Annotated in this window: 19 protein-coding genes and 1 pseudogene; 12 read left to right on the top strand and 8 right to left on the bottom strand. The window is 64.2% G+C overall.

The annotated features are described in order from the left end of the window. Positions 1 to 53: 53 nt before the first annotated feature. The 6 genes from metX to AC0ZZU_RS01825 are packed head-to-tail and all read left to right on the top strand — an operon-like array spanning position 54 to position 4421. Complete coding sequence (gene metX, locus AC0ZZU_RS01850; protein ID WP_476338578.1) at positions 54 to 1193, top strand: homoserine O-succinyltransferase MetX; 1140 nt, start codon at positions 54 to 56, stop codon at positions 1191 to 1193. Positions 1194 to 1200: 7 nt separating this feature from the next. Then, positions 1201 to 1821, top strand: coding sequence for a methionine biosynthesis protein MetW (metW, locus tag AC0ZZU_RS01845; protein WP_476338576.1), 621 nt, complete (start codon positions 1201 to 1203; stop codon positions 1819 to 1821). 24 nt (positions 1822 to 1845) lie between these two features. After that, positions 1846 to 2280, top strand: coding sequence for a DUF4426 domain-containing protein (locus tag AC0ZZU_RS01840; protein WP_476338574.1), 435 nt, complete (start codon positions 1846 to 1848; stop codon positions 2278 to 2280). Continuing rightward, positions 2277 to 2873 (top strand): RdgB/HAM1 family non-canonical purine NTP pyrophosphatase, encoded by a 597-nt coding sequence (rdgB, locus tag AC0ZZU_RS01835; protein WP_476338573.1) that lies wholly within the window; start codon positions 2277 to 2279, stop codon positions 2871 to 2873. The genes AC0ZZU_RS01840 and rdgB overlap by 4 nt, the downstream gene beginning before the upstream one ends. Next, positions 2870 to 4084 (top strand): radical SAM family heme chaperone HemW, encoded by a 1215-nt coding sequence (gene hemW / locus AC0ZZU_RS01830; protein WP_476338571.1) that lies wholly within the window; start codon positions 2870 to 2872, stop codon positions 4082 to 4084. The genes rdgB and hemW overlap by 4 nt, the downstream gene beginning before the upstream one ends. Positions 4085 to 4094: 10 nt before the next feature. Then, on the top strand, positions 4095 to 4421 hold the full coding sequence (locus AC0ZZU_RS01825; RefSeq protein WP_158458708.1) for a DUF3392 family protein: 327 nt from the start codon (positions 4095 to 4097) through the stop codon (positions 4419 to 4421). A gap of 45 nt (positions 4422 to 4466) precedes the next feature. Here AC0ZZU_RS01825 and trmB read toward each other — a convergent pair whose 3' ends face one another. The 4 genes from trmB to AC0ZZU_RS01805 form a co-directional block, all read right to left on the bottom strand. Next, positions 4467 to 5189, bottom strand: coding sequence for a tRNA (guanosine(46)-N7)-methyltransferase TrmB (gene trmB / locus AC0ZZU_RS01820; protein ID WP_476338569.1), 723 nt, complete (start codon positions 5187 to 5189; stop codon positions 4467 to 4469). Between the two features lie 9 nt (positions 5190 to 5198). Beyond that, the gene (locus tag AC0ZZU_RS01815; protein ID WP_476338567.1) at positions 5199 to 5993 is read right to left on the bottom strand and encodes a thiazole synthase; all 795 of its coding nucleotides are present in this window, start codon (positions 5991 to 5993) and stop codon (positions 5199 to 5201) included. 48 nt (positions 5994 to 6041) lie between these two features. Beyond that, entirely contained in the window at positions 6042 to 6242 is a 201-nt protein-coding gene (gene thiS, locus AC0ZZU_RS01810) for a sulfur carrier protein ThiS (protein ID WP_324122920.1), read from the bottom strand. Positions 6243 to 6344: 102 nt separating this feature from the next. After that, positions 6345 to 6716, bottom strand: coding sequence for a DUF423 domain-containing protein (locus AC0ZZU_RS01805; protein ID WP_476338565.1), 372 nt, complete (start codon positions 6714 to 6716; stop codon positions 6345 to 6347). A gap of 65 nt (positions 6717 to 6781) precedes the next feature. Here AC0ZZU_RS01805 and mtgA point away from each other — a divergent pair, with 65 nt between their 5' ends. Continuing rightward, positions 6782 to 7492, top strand: a complete 711-nt coding sequence (gene mtgA / locus AC0ZZU_RS01800; protein ID WP_476339106.1) for a monofunctional biosynthetic peptidoglycan transglycosylase — start codon at positions 6782 to 6784, stop codon at positions 7490 to 7492. 80 nt (positions 7493 to 7572) lie between these two features. On the opposite strand, the gene rpoH is transcribed toward mtgA, so the two are convergent. The 4 genes from rpoH to ftsY all read right to left on the bottom strand — a co-directional run bounded on the left by rpoH (position 7573) and on the right by ftsY (position 11823). Next, entirely contained in the window at positions 7573 to 8427 is an 855-nt protein-coding gene (gene rpoH, locus AC0ZZU_RS01795; RefSeq protein ID WP_158458713.1) for an RNA polymerase sigma factor RpoH, read from the bottom strand. A 104-nt stretch (positions 8428 to 8531) separates the two neighbouring features. Next, positions 8532 to 9560, bottom strand: coding sequence for a permease-like cell division protein FtsX (gene ftsX, locus AC0ZZU_RS01790; protein WP_476338563.1), 1029 nt, complete (start codon positions 9558 to 9560; stop codon positions 8532 to 8534). Beyond that, complete coding sequence (gene ftsE / locus AC0ZZU_RS01785; protein WP_158458715.1) at positions 9557 to 10228, bottom strand: cell division ATP-binding protein FtsE; 672 nt, start codon at positions 10226 to 10228, stop codon at positions 9557 to 9559. The genes ftsX and ftsE overlap by 4 nt, the downstream gene beginning before the upstream one ends. Continuing rightward, positions 10225 to 11823 (bottom strand): signal recognition particle-docking protein FtsY, encoded by a 1599-nt coding sequence (gene ftsY / locus AC0ZZU_RS01780; RefSeq protein WP_476338561.1) that lies wholly within the window; start codon positions 11821 to 11823, stop codon positions 10225 to 10227. The genes ftsE and ftsY overlap by 4 nt, the downstream gene beginning before the upstream one ends. 231 nt (positions 11824 to 12054) lie before the next feature. On the opposite strand from ftsY, the gene AC0ZZU_RS01775 reads away from it, so the two are divergent. The 5 genes and pseudogenes from AC0ZZU_RS01775 to AC0ZZU_RS01755 all read left to right on the top strand — a co-directional run bounded on the left by AC0ZZU_RS01775 (position 12055) and on the right by AC0ZZU_RS01755 (position 18248). Continuing rightward, a complete protein-coding gene (locus AC0ZZU_RS01775) occupies positions 12055 to 13410 on the top strand; it encodes a M16 family metallopeptidase (RefSeq protein ID WP_476338559.1) in 1356 nt (451 codons plus the stop codon). Between the two features lie 118 nt (positions 13411 to 13528). Next, positions 13529 to 14881 (top strand): annotated as a pseudogene (locus tag AC0ZZU_RS01770) (M16 family metallopeptidase); the annotation flags it as partial. Beyond that, positions 14881 to 15471, top strand: coding sequence for a 16S rRNA (guanine(966)-N(2))-methyltransferase RsmD (gene rsmD / locus AC0ZZU_RS01765; protein ID WP_476338557.1), 591 nt, complete (start codon positions 14881 to 14883; stop codon positions 15469 to 15471). The pseudogene AC0ZZU_RS01770 and the gene rsmD, both read left to right, overlap by 1 nt. A 100-nt stretch (positions 15472 to 15571) precedes the next feature. After that, positions 15572 to 16882 carry a M16 family metallopeptidase gene (locus AC0ZZU_RS01760; RefSeq protein ID WP_476338556.1) on the top strand — a complete coding sequence of 437 codons (1311 nt, stop codon included), beginning with the start codon at positions 15572 to 15574 and terminating at the stop codon, positions 16880 to 16882. Then, positions 16875 to 18248 carry a M16 family metallopeptidase gene (locus AC0ZZU_RS01755; protein ID WP_476338554.1) on the top strand — a complete coding sequence of 458 codons (1374 nt, stop codon included), beginning with the start codon at positions 16875 to 16877 and terminating at the stop codon, positions 18246 to 18248. Before AC0ZZU_RS01760 ends, AC0ZZU_RS01755 begins: the two co-directional genes overlap by 8 nt. Positions 18249 to 18272: the final 24 nt, after the last annotated feature.

The raw sequence follows: 18272 nt of genomic DNA, 5'->3' as shown, positions 1-18272 counted from the left end.
GCTGGGGGTAGCGGTCTTTAGACTTACGCCTCATTCACGCGTGAGCAGGGTCGATGTCCACTGTCTTTCCCGAAGATTCCGTCGGTCTGGTAACACCTCAGCTAGTGCAGTTCGATGAGCCGCTGGCCCTGGCCTGCGGACGGTCGCTGGCTTCCTACGAGCTGATCTACGAAACCTATGGCACCCTCAACAGTACGGCGAGCAACGCCGTGCTGATCTGTCATGCGTTGTCGGGCCACCATCACGCCGCGGGCTACCACAGCGTCACCGACCGCAAGCCCGGCTGGTGGGACAGCTGCATCGGTCCTGGCAAACCGATCGACACCAACCGCTTCTTCGTGGTCAGCCTGAACAACCTTGGCGGTTGCAACGGCAGCACGGGCCCTAGCAGCCCGAACCCCGCGACCGGCAAGCCCTACGGCGCCGATTTTCCGGTCCTGACCGTCGAAGACTGGGTACACAGCCAGGCACGCCTGGCTGATCGCCTGGGCATCGGCCAGTGGGCCGCCGTGGTGGGGGGCAGCCTGGGCGGCATGCAGGCCCTGCAGTGGACCATCACCTACCCGGACCGCGTGCGCCACTGCGTGGACATCGCCTCCGCGCCCAAGCTCTCGGCGCAGAACATCGCGTTCAACGAAGTTGCCCGCCAGGCGATCCTCACCGACCCGGAGTTTCACGGCGGCTCGTTCCAGGATCAGGGCGTGATTCCCAAGCGCGGCCTGATGCTGGCGCGCATGGTTGGTCATATCACCTACCTGTCCGATGACTCGATGGGCGAGAAATTCGGCCGCGAGCTCAAGAGCGACAAGCTCAACTACGACTTCCACAGTGTTGAGTTCCAGGTCGAAAGCTACCTGCGCTATCAAGGCGAAGAGTTTTCCGGGCGTTTCGACGCCAATACCTACCTGCTCATGACCAAGGCCCTGGACTACTTTGACCCGGCCGCCACTCACGACGGTGACCTGGCCGCGACCCTGGCCGGCGTCACCGCCCAGTACTGCATCATGTCGTTCACCACCGACTGGCGGTTTTCGCCTGCCCGCTCCCGGGAGATGGTCGATGCCCTGATGGCGGCGCGCAAGAACGTCTGCTACCTGGAGATCGACTCGCCTTATGGCCACGATGCCTTCCTGATTCCCACACAACGCTACATGCAGGGTTTCTCGAACTACATGAACCGCATCGCACTTTGAGGACAGCATGAGAGCCGATCTGGAAATCATCCAACAATGGATCCCCGCCGGCAGCCGGGTACTCGACCTGGGCTGCGGCAACGGTGAACTGCTGGCCTCCTTGCGCGACCGCAAGCAGGTCACGGGCTACGGCCTGGAGATCGACGCAGAGAACATCGCCACCTGCGTCGCCAAGGGCGTCAATGTCATCGAGCAGGACCTCGACAAGGGCCTGGGCAACTTCGCCAGCAACAGCTTCGACGTGGTAGTCATGACCCAGGCCCTGCAAGCCGTGGAGTACCCTGACCGGATCCTCGACGAGATGCTGCGCGTGGGCCGCCAGTGCATCATCACCTTCCCCAACTTCGGCCACTGGCGCTGCCGCTGGTACCTGGCGACGAAGGGGCGCATGCCGGTGTCTGACTTCATGCCATACACCTGGTACAACACGCCGAACATCCACTTCTGCACCTTTGAGGACTTCGAGGCTCTCTGCAGCGAGCGTCACGCCCAGGTCATGGATCGCCTGGCCGTCGACCGCCTGCACCGTAATGGGTGGGGCGGCCGGCTTTGGCCTAATCTTCTTGGAGAAATCGGCATCTATCGCGTCAGCAGCCCTGGCTTGCAGGAGCATCAGGTCGCAGTCTGACGCGCCTGTCGGAGGAATCGGATCATGCGTCGTCTAGCCCTGTTTCTGTTCAGCCTGTGCCTGGCCGTACCGGTGGTGGCGGCCGATGCCGCCCGGCCCGATCGCAAGGAAGTCTTCGGCGACGTCACCGTCCACTACAGCGCCTTCACCTCCAGCATGTTGCAACCCGAAGTGGCCACGGCCACGGGCCTGGTGCGCAGCAAGAACCAGGGTGTGCTCAACATCGCCGTGGTCAAGGATGGCAAGCCCGGCATGGCAGTGGTCAGCGGCACGGTGAAGGAGCTCACCGGACGCAGCAGCCCGCTGTCGTTCCGACAGATTACCGATCACGGCGCCGTGTACTACATCGCCCAGTTCAAGATCGAGCAGCCGCAGGTTCTGACCTTCGACCTGAATGTCGAAACCGGCGGGCTCGGCCATCAATTCAGCTTCAACCAGGAAGTTTTCCCAGGCCAATGATCACTCTTCAGCAACTCGTACTGGCCAGCCACAACGCTGGCAAACTCAAAGAACTGCAGGCCATGCTGGGCGCGTCCGTGCAATTGCGTTCGATTGGCGAATTCAGCGCTGTCGAGCCTGAAGAAACCGGCCTGTCGTTTGTCGAGAACGCCATCCTCAAGGCGCGCAATGCCGCGCGCATCTCTGGCCTGCCGGCACTGGCCGATGATTCGGGATTGGCGGTGGACTTTCTCGGCGGCGCGCCCGGCATCTACTCCGCGCGCTATGCCGACGGCCAGGGCGACGCCGCCAACAACGCCAAGCTGCTCGACGTGCTCAAAGACGTGCCTGAAGACCAGCGTGGCGCGCAGTTCGTCTGCGTGCTGGCCCTGGTGCGCCATGCCGACGACCCGCTGCCGATCCTCTGCGAAGGCCTCTGGCATGGCCGTATCCTCCATCAGGCCAGCGGCGAACACGGCTTTGGCTACGATCCGCTGTTCTGGGTGCCCGAGCGCGAATGCTCCAGCGCCGAGCTGAATCCGGTCGAGAAAAACCAGCTCAGCCACCGCGCCCGTGCCATGGCGCTGCTGCGCCAGCGACTGGGACTGGCATGACCGAGCACCCCGCCATCCAGCAGCTGCACCCTGGCGCGGCTGGCTTCAGCACGCAAGCACCGCGCGTGGCCCTGCCACAGCTGCCGCCGCTGTCGCTGTACATCCATATCCCGTGGTGCGTGCGCAAGTGCCCGTACTGCGACTTCAATTCACACGCAGCAACGCCCGAGCTACCTGAGGAAGCCTACGTCGATGCGCTGCTGGCCGACCTCGACGAGGAACTGCCTGCGGTGTATGGCCGGCCGATCAGCTCGATCTTCTTCGGCGGCGGCACGCCCAGCCTGTTCAGCGCCCGCGCGCTGGGTCGCCTGCTGGCGGGTGTCGAGCAGCGTATCCCGTTCGCGCCCGACATCGAGATCACCCTGGAAGCCAACCCGGGGACCTTCGAGCAGGAGAAGTTCAAGGCGTACCGGCAGTTGGGCATCAATCGGCTGTCGATCGGCGTGCAGAGTTTCCAGCAGGCCAAGCTCGAGGCCCTGGGGCGCATCCACAATGGCGATGAGGCCGTGCGAGCAGCCGGCATGGCTCGCGCCGCCGGCTTCGACAACTTCAACCTCGACCTGATGCACGGCTTGCCGGACCAGTCGCTGGACGACGCACTGGGCGACCTGCGCCAGGCCATCGACCTGGGGCCGACCCACCTGTCCTGGTACCAGCTTACCCTGGAGCCGAACACGGTGTTCTGGAGCCAGCCGCCCGAGCTGCCTGAAGATGACATCCTCTGGGACATCCAGGAGGCCGGCCAGGCGCTGATGGCCCAGCATGGCTTCAGCCAGTACGAAGTGTCCGCCTACGCCCAGCCAGGACGCGCCGCACGGCACAACCTGAACTACTGGAGCTTCGGCGACTTCATCGGCATCGGCGCCGGCGCCCACGGCAAGCTCAGCCATCCGGACGGACGCATCCTGCGCACCTGGAAAACCCGCCTGCCCAAGGACTATCTCAACCCGGCCAAGCCATTCAAGGCCGGCGAGAAGCTGCTACCAGTGGACGAGCTGCCGTTCGAGTTCCTGATGAACGCCCTGCGCCTTACCCAAGGCGTAGACGCCGAACTGTTCACCTTGCGCACCGGCCTGCCCATGGAGCAACTCGCGGCCGCACGGCGCGAGGCCGAACAAAGAGGTCTTTTGCAGGTCGAAGCGGATCGACTGGTGGCCACGCCGCGCGGCCAGCTGTTCCTCAATGACTTGCTGCAGTATTTCCTGACCTGAAGGACGACCCATGGACATGGTTTTTGATCTGCTCGCGACCGCTTCCCGCTGGAGCCGCGGCAACTTGTCGGAGATTTCGCTGGCGTTGGTAGGCTGTGTGCTGGTGCTGTTTGGCAGCGACATCAAGGGCTGGGCAGAACAGCGCATGGGAGGGCTGACAGGCGCCCTGAGGGTGCCGTTCATGGCCTTGCTGGTGACCATCGGCAGTGGTGCGGCGCTCATTCATGCGACGCCGTGGGTGGTGAAGGGGCTGAGCCAGTTCAACAACTATGCGCTGGGCCCGGTCTTGCTGGTGGTGCTGGTGTTGATCGGCGTCGTGGCTGACCGCCGGGGGTGATTCAAGAGCCGCCGCCCTGAACGGACGGCGGCGCCTTGCAGAGGGTCAGTCGACCTTCTCGAACTTCAGATCCCAGACCCCATGCCCCAAGCGCTCGCCGCGGCGCTCGAACTTGGTGTTCGGACGCTCTTCGGGACGCGGCACGTAGGCACCGTCCGCGGACTGGTTGCGATAACCGGGCGCGGCGTTCATCACTTCAAGCATGTGCTCGGCATATTGCTCCCAGTCGGTCGCCATGTGGAACACGCCGCCGGCCTTGAGCTTGCTGCGCACCAGCTCGGCAAAGCCCGGCTGGACGATGCGGCGCTTGTGATGACGGCTCTTGTGCCATGGATCCGGGAAAAACAGCATCAGGCGGTCGAGGCTGTTGTCGGCCACGCAGCGATTGAGCACTTCGATCGCGTCGCAGTCATACACCCGCAGGTTCTTCAGGTCCTGGGTCAGCACGCCATTGAGCAGCGCGCCGACACCTGGACGGTGCACTTCGACACCGATGAAGTCCTGGTCGGGGGCAGCAGCAGCCATCTCCAGCAGGGAATGTCCCATGCCGAATCCGATTTCCAGGGTGCGCGGTGCCGAGCGGCCGAACACCTGGTCGTAATCCACCGGACTGTCGACCAGGGGCAGGATGAACAGGGGGCCACCCTGGTCCAGGCCGCGCTGCTGGCCTTCGGTCATGCGCCCAGCGCGCATCACGAAACTCTTGATGCGGCGCTGTGGGCGCGCTTCGCCCTCGGGGGTGATCGGCGTTTCTTGCGATTCAGTCATCAGGGGCTCTTACTTGATCAGACCATCCAGCGGCGAAGAGGCGCTGGCATAAAGTTTCTTCGGCATGCGCCCGGCAAGGTAGGCCAGGCGGCCGGCGACGATGGCATGCTTCATGGCCTCGGCCATCATCACGGGTTGCCCGGCGTGGGCAATCGCAGAGTTCATCAGCACGGCCTCGCAGCCCATTTCCATGGCGATGGTGGCATCGGAGGCAGTACCGACGCCGGCATCGACCAGCACCGGCACCTTGGACTCTTCAAGGATGATCTGCAGGTTGTACGGATTGCAGATGCCCAGGCCGGTACCGATCAGGCCAGCCAGCGGCATGATCGCGATGCAGCCGGCTTCGGCCAGCTGGCGGGCGATGATCGGGTCATCGCTGGTGTAGACCATCACGTCGAAGCCGTCCTTGACCAGCACTTCGGCGGCCTTGAGCGTTTCGATCACGTTGGGGAACAGGGTCTTCTGGTCGGCCAGGACCTCGAGCTTGACCAGGTTGTGACCGTCGAGCAGTTCACGGGCCAGGCGGCAGGTGCGCACGGCTTCGACCGCGTCGAAGCACCCGGCGGTGTTCGGCAGGATGGTGTAGCGGTCTGGGGGCAACACGTCGAGCAGGTTCGGCTCGCCCGGATTCTGGCCAATGTTGGTGCGGCGCACGGCGACGGTGACGATCTCGGCACCCGAGGCTTCGATGGCCAGGCGGGTTTCTTCCATGTCACGGTACTTGCCGGTGCCGACCAGCAGGCGCGACTGGAAGGTGCGTCCGGCCAGGATGAAGGGCTTGTCGCTAGGAACGTTGCTCATCGGTAATCCTCTGTAAGGTTGAAGGGGTTGCAGGTCGTTCGGCAGGGCCTAGCCGCCGCCGATGGCGTGTACTACTTCGACCTGGTCGCCTTCGTTCAACAGGGTGCTGTCGTGCTGGCTGCGCGGCACGATATCCAGGTTGAGCTCTACCGCCACACGGCGCCCGACCAGCTCCAGCCGGCCCAGCAACGCGGCGACACTCTCGCCCTGGGGCACTTCGTAGGGTTCACCGTTCAGTTGAATGCGCATGCACACGGCCACCGTTGTTCTTTGGGGCCCGCATTCTAGCCCCGATCACGGCTCGAACCCAAGGGTGGCCAACACCATTCGTCCCGATAATGGACCGTACGGTCAGCCCAGGCGCCAGGCCGCAAGGCCAAGGCACAGCCAGCCCGCGAGGAAGCACAGGCCACCGATCGGGGTGATGATGCCGAGCTTGCCGATGCCGCTGAGGGTCAACAGATAGAGGCTACCGGAGAACAGCACGATGCCCAGCACGAACAGACCGCCGGCCCAGCCAACCAGGCGGCCTGGCAGATGGGCAGCGAGCAATGCGACGCCGAATAGCGCCAAGGCATGCACCAGCTGATAAGTGACGCCGGTCTGGAAAATCGCCAGGTAGTCGGCGCTCAGGCGGCTCTTCAGGCCGTGAGCGGCGAAGGCGCCAAGAGCGACCCCGGTAAAAGCGAAAAACGCGGCAAGCATCAGGAAGCTGCGAAGCATGGGACGACTCCGGGGAAGGGGTCTGTATAATGGCCCGTTCCATCAGTCCGGCCAAGCGATTGCCCATGCTGTCATCCCTTCTCCGCCGCCTTGTCCTTGCTCTGGCCTGGTTTGCCGCCGGTAGTATCGTGCTGGTCCTGGTACTGCGCTGGGTGCCGCCACCCGGCACGGCGCTGATGGTCGAACGCAAGATCGAGTCCTGGATCGATCGCCAGCCCATCGATCTCCAGCGCGACTGGGAACCCTGGGAGCAGATTTCCGATGAGCTCAAGGTCGCGGTCATCGCGGGCGAGGACCAGAAGTTCGCCACTCACTGGGGCTTTGACATTCCCGCCATCCAGGCGGCCTTTGCCCACAACGAACGTGGCGGCAACCTGCGCGGCGCCAGCACCCTCAGCCAGCAGGTCGCCAAGAACCAGTTCCTGTGGTCGGGCCGCAGTTGGCTGCGCAAAGGGCTGGAGGCCTGGTTCACCGGCTTGATCGAGCTGTTCTGGTCGAAAGAACGGATACTTGAGGTCTACCTGAACAGCGCCGAATGGAGCGAGGGTGTGTTTGGCGCCCAAGCTGCGGCGCAGCATCACTTCGGCGTCGATGCCAGTCGCCTGAGCTTGCGACAGGCCAGCCAACTGGCGGCGGTGCTGCCCAGCCCGTTGAACTGGAGCGCCAGCCGGCCCAGCGCTTATGTGGCGCGGCGGGCCAGCTGGATTCGACAGCAGATGCGGCAGTTGGGTGGGACCGGTTATCTGCTGCAGCTGGAGCATGCCCGCGGGCCATGAGGCCGGCGCGGCGCTGCTTGCAACCATGAAAAAGCCGCTTGGCCCTCACGGGACAAGCGGCTTTTTTGCAGGCGCGAAGATCAGACCGCGATCAACGCCTTTACCTTGTTCATCGCATTCTTCTCGAGCTGACGTATCCGCTCGGCCGACACGCTGTACTTCTCGGCCAGCTCGTGCAGGGTGGCCTTCTCTTCGGCCAGCCAGCGCTGGTACAGGATATCGCGGCTGCGATCATCCAGGCCTTGAAGTGCCTCGTGCAGGTTGCTGTTGGAGTTGTCGCTCCAGTCGGCATCCTCCAGCTGCAGGGCCGGGTCGTAGCGATGGTCTTCCAGATAATGCGCAGGCGACTGGAAGGCGCTGTCGTCATCGGCTTCGGCGGCTGGATCGAACGCCATGTCGTGACCGCTCAGGCGGCTTTCCATCTCGCGCACTTCACGGGGCTCGACCCCCAGGCTCTCGGCCACACGATGGACTTCATCGTTGTTGAGCCAGGCCAGGCGTTTTTTCTGGCTGCGCAGGTTGAAGAACAGCTTGCGCTGCGCCTTGGTGGTCGCGACCTTGACGATGCGCCAGTTGCGCAGGATGAACTCGTGGATCTCGGCCTTGATCCAGTGCACGGCGAACGACACCAGGCGCACGCCCATTTCGGGGTTGAAGCGCTTGACGGCCTTCATCAGGCCAACGTTGCCTTCTTGCACCAGGTCGGCTTGTGCCAGGCCATAGCCGGCATAGCTGCGGGCGATGTGCACGACGAAACGCAGGTGGGCCATTACCATTTGCCGAGCGGCCCCAAGATCCTGCTCGTAATAAAGACGCTCGGCCAGATCACGCTCCTGCTCGGGCGTCAGCAGTGGAATGCTGTTGACCGTGTGCACGTAGGCTTCCAGGTTTGCACCGGGAACCAAGGCATAGGCAGGTTGCAACGAAGTGGTCATGCGAAAACCTCCGACTCACTGAACTCGTGCCCTCAGGCACTGCCAACATTGACCGGGCTGCACCAGGCAAGTTCCCGGAACAGGCCAATGCTGGCCAAAAAACATTATCGTGGTGCCAGCTCGTTCAAATGGCGGGCTACCGCAATCCATGCACCGATATACCCTAACAATACTGCCCCAATCAAGAGGGACAGACCATCGGACCCTGGCACGCCTGCCAGTGCGAAATCGCTGCCATACAGTCCCGACAGCCCTATCACGGCATCATTGAGCCAGTTCAGGCCAAACGCCAGGATCCCCCAGGCCAGTACTCCGGCACCCAGGCCATAGAGCGCGCCCATGTAGAGGAAAGGCCGCCGCACATAGCTGTCCGTACCCCCGACCAGCTTGATCACTTCGATCTCGGTCCGGCGGTTCTCGATGTGTAGACGAATGGTGTTACCAATTACCAACAGCAGCGCGGAAACCAGCAGCACGGTCAGGCCGAACACAAAGCGGTCACCCAGCTTCAGAATGGCCGCCAGACGCTCGACCCACACCAGGTCCAGCTGTGCCACTTCTACCCGGGGCAGCTCCGCCAGGCGCTGGCGCAGTGCTTCGAGTGCAGGCTTGTCGACTTCACTCGGGGTAACCACCACCACACCGGGCAGCGGATTCTCGGGCAGTTCACGCAATGCCTCGCCGAGGCCCGATTGCTGCTGGAACTCCTCGAGCGCCTGCTCGCGGCTGACATAATCAGCTTCGGCAACACCCGGCATGCCCTTGATCTGCTCACGCAGCGCCTCGCCATCACGGCTGCTGGCATCGAGCTTGAGGTAGAGGGAAATCTGCGCTGCGCGCTGCCAGGATCCGCCCAGGCGCTCGACATTGTTGAGCAGGAGCGACAAGCCCATCGGCAGGCTCAGGGCCACGGCCATCACCAGGCAGGTAAAGAAGCTGCCGATGGGCTGCTTGCCCAGGCGGCGCAGACTGTCGACCACGCTGGCGCGGTGGCTTTCGAGCCAGGCATTCAACAGGGTGCGGAAATCCGGACCGTCGTCGTCATGACCGCCGCGCTTCTTCTGCTTCTGCGGTTGCTCGTCGGCGGCCTTGGGCGCGACGCGCTCGGACACCTTGGGACTGCGTGTACTCATTGCCCGGCCTCCCCGTCGCCGATCAGTCGGCCGCGCTGCAAGGTCAGCATGCGGTGGCGCATGCGTGCGATCAGGGCCAGGTCGTGGCTGGCGATCAGCACGCTGGTGCCCAGGCGGTTGATGTCTTCGAAGACGCCCATGATTTCCGCCGCCAGGCGCGGGTCGAGGTTACCGGTCGGCTCGTCCGCCAACAGCAGCGCCGGACGGTGAACGATAGCGCGGGCGATGCCAACGCGCTGCTGTTGCCCAGTCGACAGATCGCCCGGGAACAGCTCGGCCTTGTCGGCCAGCGACACGCGCTCCAGCGCCGAGTCGACACGCTTGGCGATCTCTACCTTGGACAGGCCGAGAATCTGCAGGGGCAGGGCTACGTTGTTGAACACAGTCCGGTCGAACAGTAACTGGTGGTTCTGGAACACCACACCGATCTGGCGTCGCAGAAACGGAATCTGAGCATTGCTGATCTGGCCAAGGTCCTGCCCTGCCAGCAACAGCTTGCCGCTGGTCGGTCGTTCCATGGCCAGAAGCAGGCGCAGCAACGTGCTCTTGCCCGCGCCGGAATGGCCGGTCACGAACAGGAACTCGCCCCGGCGCACCCGAAAACTCAACTCATGCAGGCCGACGTGGCCATTGGGGTAGCGCTTGGCAACCTGTTCGAATCGGATCATGGATGCTCCCGCTCGGCAAACAAGGCCTTGACGAAGGACTCGGCCTCGAACGTGCGCAGGTCATCGATGCCCTCGCCCACGCCGATATAACGGATAGGCAAGCCGAACTGCTTGGCCAGGGCGAAGATCACTCCGCCCTTGGCGGTGCCATCGAGCTTGGTCAGGGCAAGACCGGTCAGCTCTACGCTCTGGTTGAAATGCTTGGCCTGGTTGATGGCGTTCTGCCCGGTACCGGCATCCAGCACCAGCAGCACTTCATGAGGTGCATCCGCATCGAGCTTGCCGATGACCCGGCGGACTTTCTTGAGCTCTTCCATCAGGTTGTCTTTGGTATGCAGGCGACCGGCAGTGTCGGCGATCAGCACGTCCACACCCCGGGCCTTGGCAGCCTGCACGGCATCGAAGATGACCGACGCGGAGTCGGCGCCGGTGTGCTGGGCGATGACCGGGATGTGGTTGCGCTCACCCCATACCTGCAACTGCTCTACCGCTGCGGCACGGAAGGTGTCGCCCGCCGCCAGCATGACTTTCTTGCCCTCGAGCTGCAGCTTCTTCGCCAGCTTGCCGATGGTCGTGGTCTTGCCAGCACCGTTGACGCCCACCACCAGGATCACGAATGGCTTGGTCTGGGAGTGGATCTGCAGCGGTTTCTCCACCGGGCGCAGCACGCCGGCCAGCTCATCCTGCAAGGACTTGTACAGCGCGTCGCTGTCGGCCAGTTGCTTGCGCGCGACCTTCTGGGTCAGGTTCTGGACGATGGCGGTGGTGGCCTCGACGCCAACGTCGGCGGTCAGCAGACGGGTCTCGATTTCCTCGAGCAGGTCGTCATCGATGGCTTTCTTGCCCAGGAACAGGCTGGCCATGCCTTCGCCGATGCTGGCGCTGGTCTTGGACAGGCCCTGCTTGAGACGGGCGAAGAAGCCACCCTTGCTCTCTTCGGCAATGACCGGGGCCTTCACAGGCTCGGGCGTCGGGGCCACGGCAGGGACGACAGCCTCGGGAGCGGGTGCCGGACGCTCTGGAATAGCAGGCGGTGTGTGGGGCTCGAGGTCTTCAACCAACGCGACCGGCTCTTCCTCGACCGGCAGTACCAGGTTGCTGACAGGCGGCTCGACCACAGTCGGGACGACCGGCTCCGCAACGGTGGCAACGGCAGGCGATGGCGTGTAGGCGGCAGGAGCCGGTTCGACACGTTCGACCACCGGCGGCGGGACCGGCGTGGCAGCCGCAGGCGCAGGCGGGACTGCTGGCGGGACTACTGGAACGGGTGCAGGCACAGGCGCGGGGATTGGCGCAGCAGCAGGCACCTCGACCACCGGGCTCGGCGCTGCTGGTGCGGCCTCGGGGGCGGGGACGTGTACCGGCTCTGGCACGCGCTCCGGCTGCGGCTCTGGCTGCAGCTCCGGCACAGCACCTTCGCGCACCACCTCGGCAGGGGCGGACGCCTGCTCGGCCGGGGCCTCGGGGGCTAGCGGCGCGGGGGTCTGTGGCTGTTCGGCGACAGGTTCCTGCGGCTTCTTGCGAAACCAGCTGAACAGGCCTTTCTTCTCGCCAGCCGCGGCCGGCGCTTTCTTGTCGTCGTTGGAACCAAACATGGAGGACGGCTATCTCAGGCTAGCGATGCGCCACCAGCGGCGCACCGGGAATTCTTTCAACGCAGAACAGACTATTTCGAATCCGGCTGGTTCATGCGCAATAATTTGTCGTGAGGCCTGCGGGCCAGATCCGCGACAGGCATGGTCGGCAGGCAACCGGATCAGTATCCTAGCACCTCCAGGCCCGCCGACGCTAAATCCACGCGGGCCGTCCTACAGGTTAACAATTGTATGAATGCTCTAGCCCGCCGCGCTGCTGGCCTGCTGCTCAGCACACTTTGTCTGCCGTTCGCGGCCTTTGCCGCCGATAAGCAACCCACCCACGAGTTCATCCTCGACAATGGCCTCAAGGTGGTCGTGCGCGAAGACCATCGCGCACCCGTGGTGGTCTCGCAGATCTGGTACAAGGTCGGCTCCAGCTACGAGACCCCGGGCCAGACGGGCCTGTCCCACGCACTCGAACACATGATGTTCAAGGGTAGCGCCAAAGTCGGCCCTGGCGAGGGCTCGCGGATCCTGCGCGACCTGGGCGCCGAGGAAAATGCCTTTACCAGCGACGATTACACCGCCTATTACCAGGTCCTCGCCCGCGACCGCCTGCCCGTTGCCTTCGAGCTCGAGGCCGACCGCCTGGCCAGCCTGCGCCTGCCCGCCGACGAGTTCAGCCGCGAGATCGAAGTCATCAAGGAGGAGCGCCGCCTGCGCACCGACGATCAGCCCAACGCCAAGGCGTTCGAGCTGTTCCGCGCCATGGCCTACCCCGCCAGCGGCTACCACACCCCGACCATCGGCTGGATGGCCGACCTCGAACGCATGAAGGTCGAGGAGCTGCGCCACTGGTACGAGTCCTGGTATGCCCCCAACAATGCCACCCTGGTGGTGGTCGGCGATGTCACCGTCGACGAGATCAAGGGTTTGGCACAGAAATACTTCGGCGCCATCCCCAAGCGCGCCGTACCGCCAGCCAAGCTGCCTCTGGAGTTGGCCGAGCCTGGCATGCGCCAGCTCACCCTGCACGTGCAGACGCAACTGCCGAGCCTGATCTACGGCTTCAACGTCCCGGGCCTGGCCACCGCCAAGGACCCGCGCAGCGTGCACGCCCTGCGGCTGATCTCGGCACTGCTCGATGGCGGCTACAGCGCACGCCTGCCAGCACGGCTCGAACGCGGCCAGGAACTGGTGGCCGGCGCCTCTTCCGGCTACGACCCCTTCACCCGCGGCGACAGCCTGTTCCTGCTTTCGGCGACCCCCAATGTGCAGAAGCAGAAGACCCTGGCCGACGTCGAAAAAGGCTTCTGGACTCTCCTCGACGAGCTGAAGACCACCCCGCCGTCAGCCGAGGAACTCGAGCGCGTGCGCGCCCAGGTGATCGCCGAGCTGGTCTATGACCGCGACTCTATAAGCAGCCAGGCCACCACCATCGGCCAGCTGGAAACCGTCGGCCTGTCGTGGAAACTGATCGACAGCGAACTGGACGAGCTCAAACAGGTGACCCCGCAAGACATCCAGAACGCAGCCCGCACCTACTTCACCCGTGAACGCCTGAGCGTTGCCCACGTCTTGCCCGAGGAGTCCGCTCATGAGTGATCGCCGCGCATCACGCCACCCCCTGCTGGGCCTCGGCACCTTGGTGCCTGTGTTCGCGGTGGCCCTGTTCATTTCGCGGCCGACGCTCGCCGATGACGTCGCCGCCCGCCCGGCCAACACCCTGCAATCGCTGGCCGAGCTCGACGGCAAGGCCCCCAGCCGCCGCCAGCTGAACATCCAGAGCTGGAACACCGCCGAGGGCGCCCGCGTACTGTTCGTCGAGGCCCGCGAGTTGCCGATGTTCGACCTGCGCGTGACCTTCGCCGCCGGCAGCAGCCAGGACGGCGGCACGCCAGGCCTCGCCACGCTGACCAACGCGATGCTCAACGAAGGCGTGGCAGGCAAGGACGTCACCGCCATCGCCCAGGGTTTCGAAGGCCTGGGCGCCGACTTTGGCAACGGTTCCTACCGCGACATGGCCGTGGCTACGCTGCGCAGCCTCAGCGCCGCCGACAAGCGCGAGCCCGCGCTCAAGCTGTTCGCCGAAGTCGTGGGCAAGCCGACCTTCCCCGAGGACGCCCTCAAGCGCATCAAGAATCAGCTGCTGGCAGGTTTCGAGTACGAGAAGCAGAACCCTGCCAAGCTCGCCAGCAAGGCCTTGTTCGCGCGGCTCTACGGCGACCACCCCTACGCAGGCCCAAGCGAAGGTACCGCCGAAAGCATCCCGCCGATCACGCTTGACCAGCTACGCGCTTTCCACGCCAAGGCATATGCGGCGGGCAACGCAGTTATCGCGCTGGTCGGCGACCTCAGCCGCATCGACGCAGAGGCTATCGCCTCGCAAGTGTCGTCCGCACTGCCCAAAGGCCCCGCCCTGGCCAAGCCGGCGCAGCCTGTCGAGCCCAAGGCAGGTCTCACGCATATCGATTTCCCGTCCAAGCAGACCCACCTGATGCTCGCCGAGCTCGGCATCGACCGGACCGACCCGGACTACGCCGCGCTGTCGCTCGGCAACCAGATCCTCGGGGGTGGCGCTTTCGGCACCCGCCTGATGACCGAAGTGCGTGAAAAACGTGGCCTGACCTACGGCGTCTACTCGGTGTTCAGCCCGATGCAGGTACGCGGCCCGTTCATGATCAACCTGCAGACCCGCGCCGAGCTCAGCGAAGGCACGCTCAAGCTGGTACAGGATATTCTCGCCGGATACCTCAAGACCGGCCCGAGCCAGCAAGAGCTCGACGATGCCAAGCGCGAGCTGGCCGGCAGCTTCCCGCTGTCCAATGCCAGCAACGCCAGCATCGTCGGCCAACTGGGTGCCATCGGCTTCTACAACCTGCCGCTGACCTGGATCGAAGACTTCATGCAGCAGTCCCAGAGCCTGACCGCCGAGCAGGTCAAGAGCGCGCTGAACAAACACCTGGCGGCCGACAAGCTGGTGATCGTCACGGCCGGCCCCAAGGTGGCGCAGAAACCCCTCCCACCGCCAACTGACAAACCCGCCGAGCAGCCGCTTGGCGTACCGGAGCATTAATGGCCAAGCCATCCCAACCCGCCCGACCCAGCCAGGGCCAGGGTCACCTGCGCATCATCGCCGGGGAATGGCGCAGCCGCCGCCTGCCGGTTCCTGCCGGGGAGGGGCTGCGCCCGACTCCGGACCGGGTCCGCGAGACCGTGTTCAACTGGCTCGCTCCCCATATCGAGGGCGCCCATGTGCTGGACGCCTTCACCGGCAGCGGCGCCTTGTACCTCGAGGCCCTGTCGCGCGGCGCGGCCGATGCCGTCGCCCTCGACAGCAATCCTGCCGCCATCGCCAACCTGCGTGACAACCTCGAAGTGCTGCGCTGCCCGCGCGGCAAGGTGATCCAGAGCGACGCCCTGCGTTACCTGCAAGGCGATGTGAAGCAGCAGTTCGACCTGGTGTTCCTCGACCCGCCCTTCCACCAGGACCTGCTGGCCACCACCTGCAGCCTGCTCGAGGACCGCGGCTGGCTGCGTGACAACGCCTGGATCTACACCGAAAGCGAAGCCGCGCCTTCCTCGCTGCAGATGCCGGGCAGCTGGCGCCTGCACCGGGAGAAGAAGACCGGGCAGGTCCATTACGCCTTGTGGCAGCGGGGCTGACCGCCATTTTCCAAAAGCCTGCCTGCAGCTCTAAATACCGCAGGCAGGTACCCACTTCCATCGAAACTGCTCCGACCCATAGTCCAAGAGCAGCCTCGCCATGCCTTCACATCCGTCAGACAATCCACCCCCTGCCCCTTCCGCTGCCCCACCCTCTTTGCATCGCTTCAGTCTTGCCAATGGGCTGAAGGTCTACCTGCGCGAAGATCGCCGAGCACCCTTGATAAGCGCACAAATGTGGTACCACGTGGGTTCAAGCGACGAACCTGACGGGCACACCGGTCTTTCCCATGCCTTGGAACACGTGATATTCGAGGGGGGCAGCAAACTCGCGCCTGGGCAATATTCCGCCCTGATCAGCCGCCTGGGTGGCGAACCCAACGCCTTTACTAACCGCGACGCCACGGTTTTTCCGGTCACCCTGCCGGCCAGTCGTGTGGAAATCGTGCTCGAGGTCATGGCCGATGCCATGGCCAGTGCCAGGTTTGGTGAAGCAGCGTTCACCCGCGAGCTCGAAGTCATCAAGGCTGAACGGCGGACAAGGCTTGATAGCACGCCTTATGCCTTGGCCCTGGAACGGGCCCGGTTGCTCGCTCACGGGGCCAGCCGTTACGCGACACCCATCATTGGTCATCCCCAAGACCTGGAGCAGATGACCTACGCGAACGCGCGGGTCTGGTACCAAAGCTGGTACCACCCAAACAACGCCACCCTGGTAGTGGTCGGCGCTATCAGCCCCGAGCGCCTGCGAATCCTGGTCGAGCGCCATTTTGCCGGGCTGCAGGCCAATCGCCTGCCACCCCGTGAAACGCCCAGGGAAAACGCTTCGCTGGAACAGCGCAGCCAGACAGTCGCCGCGCCCGGCATGCGTCCGGGGGTGATCATGACCTTCAATACCCCTAGCCAGGCCACCGCCCGCACCGCTGAAGAAGCCTTGGCGCTGCGTCTGCTGGCCGTGGTGCTCGCGATTGGCGCCAGCTCGCGGCTTTACCGCCGTCTCGTACGCGGTGCAAAAGCGCTGGCCGTCAAAGTTGAATATGACTACCTGCAACGTGGCGACGGCTTGTTCATGATCAGCGTGTTTTCCAGCGGCGCACCCGAAGAGATGGCCACCCTGATCTGGCATGAGCTTGAGGTGCTTCGCCAGATGCCGCCCGCCGAACAAGAGCTCGAGCGGGCCAAGGCCATCCTGCTGAGCGCCCAGATCTTCGAACAGGACGATATCGCCCAGCAGGCATCGACCATCGGTACCTATGCCACCAGCGGCCTGGACCCGGATCTGCCAGGTACCGAGCTACAAGCGATCGAAACTCTCACGGGTGAGCACCTGCGGCAAGCGGCGCACGACTACTTCACCCGACGCCGTCTGACGGTTACCTACATGCACGACAAGGAGCGCTCGCATGAATGACTCGACCCGCACCATCCAGCCCACCGCCATCGATGAGCAAGCTCTGTTCGCGAACCTTGCCTCCGCCCAAGGCATCGACCTTGATCAGCTCGAGCCCATTGGCACGCAGGTAGAGTCTTGGCAAACCGCCGCTGGCACCTGGGTCACCTTCGTACAGTCGCGTGATCAGCCGATCATCGACCTGGTAGCGCGCTTCAACGCCGGCACCGAGCTCGACGGCAATACCAGCGGGTTGGCGGCCCTGACACTGCACTTGCTCGGGCACGGCACCCGCCACCTGAACGCGGAGCAATTCGCCGAGCGCATCGAGCAATTGGGCGTGCGGATACACAAGCGCGTGCGGCTGACCCACGCGACGCTGGGCTTGCGCGCCCGGAGCCAACAGACGCTGCTCGACCCAGCCATCGAGTTGTTCACTGAAATGCTCGGGCATCCCGCCCTCCACGCCACTGACCTGGCTGTCATCAAGCCCCGGCTGCTGGCTTATCATGCCGCTCGCAAAGCCCACTCAGGGACCAGAGCCCGCCTTGAGGCTCATGCCCACCTCTTTGCCGGCCACCCTTATGCCAATGCGTTAGGCAGCACAGCGGAGGGCATCGAGTCCATCACCGCAGGCGACCTCAGAAGGTTTCACCAACGCGCTTATAGCGCCAACAACCTGAGATTGTCCCTGGTCGGCGATCTATCGCGCGAACAAGCCGAGGCCATCGTCGAGCGTATCACCGGCGCGCTGCCCCAGCGCTGGGCTGCCGCGCCCCCTCCTCAGGCGCCATTCGCGCCAGCCGGAACCCTGCATGTGGACCAAGCGGGAATGAACTCGGCAGCGGCGTTGGCCATGCCCCTGCGGATTGTCCTCGCAGATCCGGACTATCCGGCCTTGATGCTGGCGCACGTGGTGCTGGGGTCGGGCTTCGAGTCTCGCCTGATGCAGGAATTGCGTCTGCGTCGAGGTCTTACCTACGACATACGCTCTGAGCTGCTCCCGTACGAGGCGGGCGGCGTGCTGAGCATCGACTGGGAGATCGCCCCGCAGTACGTAGAAGGTTCGCAACACTTGGTGGCCAGTGTGCTGCGCGAGTTCATCGAGCGCGGACCGACAAAGGCCGAATTGCAATACGCCCGGGAGCAGATTGCAGGCAGACTGTTACGTGGGGTGGCGCGCAACCAGTCGCTGGCTGCCGTACTGGTCGAGCTGAGTCAGCAGCCCTTCATTCAATTCGATACCTATCTCCGTCACCTCCATGAGATCACGCCGCAGGCGGTGTGTGAGGTCTTGCAGAGCTACCTCGACCCGACACGCATGGTGTTCACAAGCGTGGGGCCGACCACGCTTCAGCTACCCTTGCCGGACGTTCCGGCACCTTGAAGAGCACCGATGCACCGTCGGTGG

It is taken from the genome of Pseudomonas sp. JE3303 (assembly GCF_056312565.1).
This window is presented reverse-complemented; position numbering and strand designations above follow the sequence as displayed.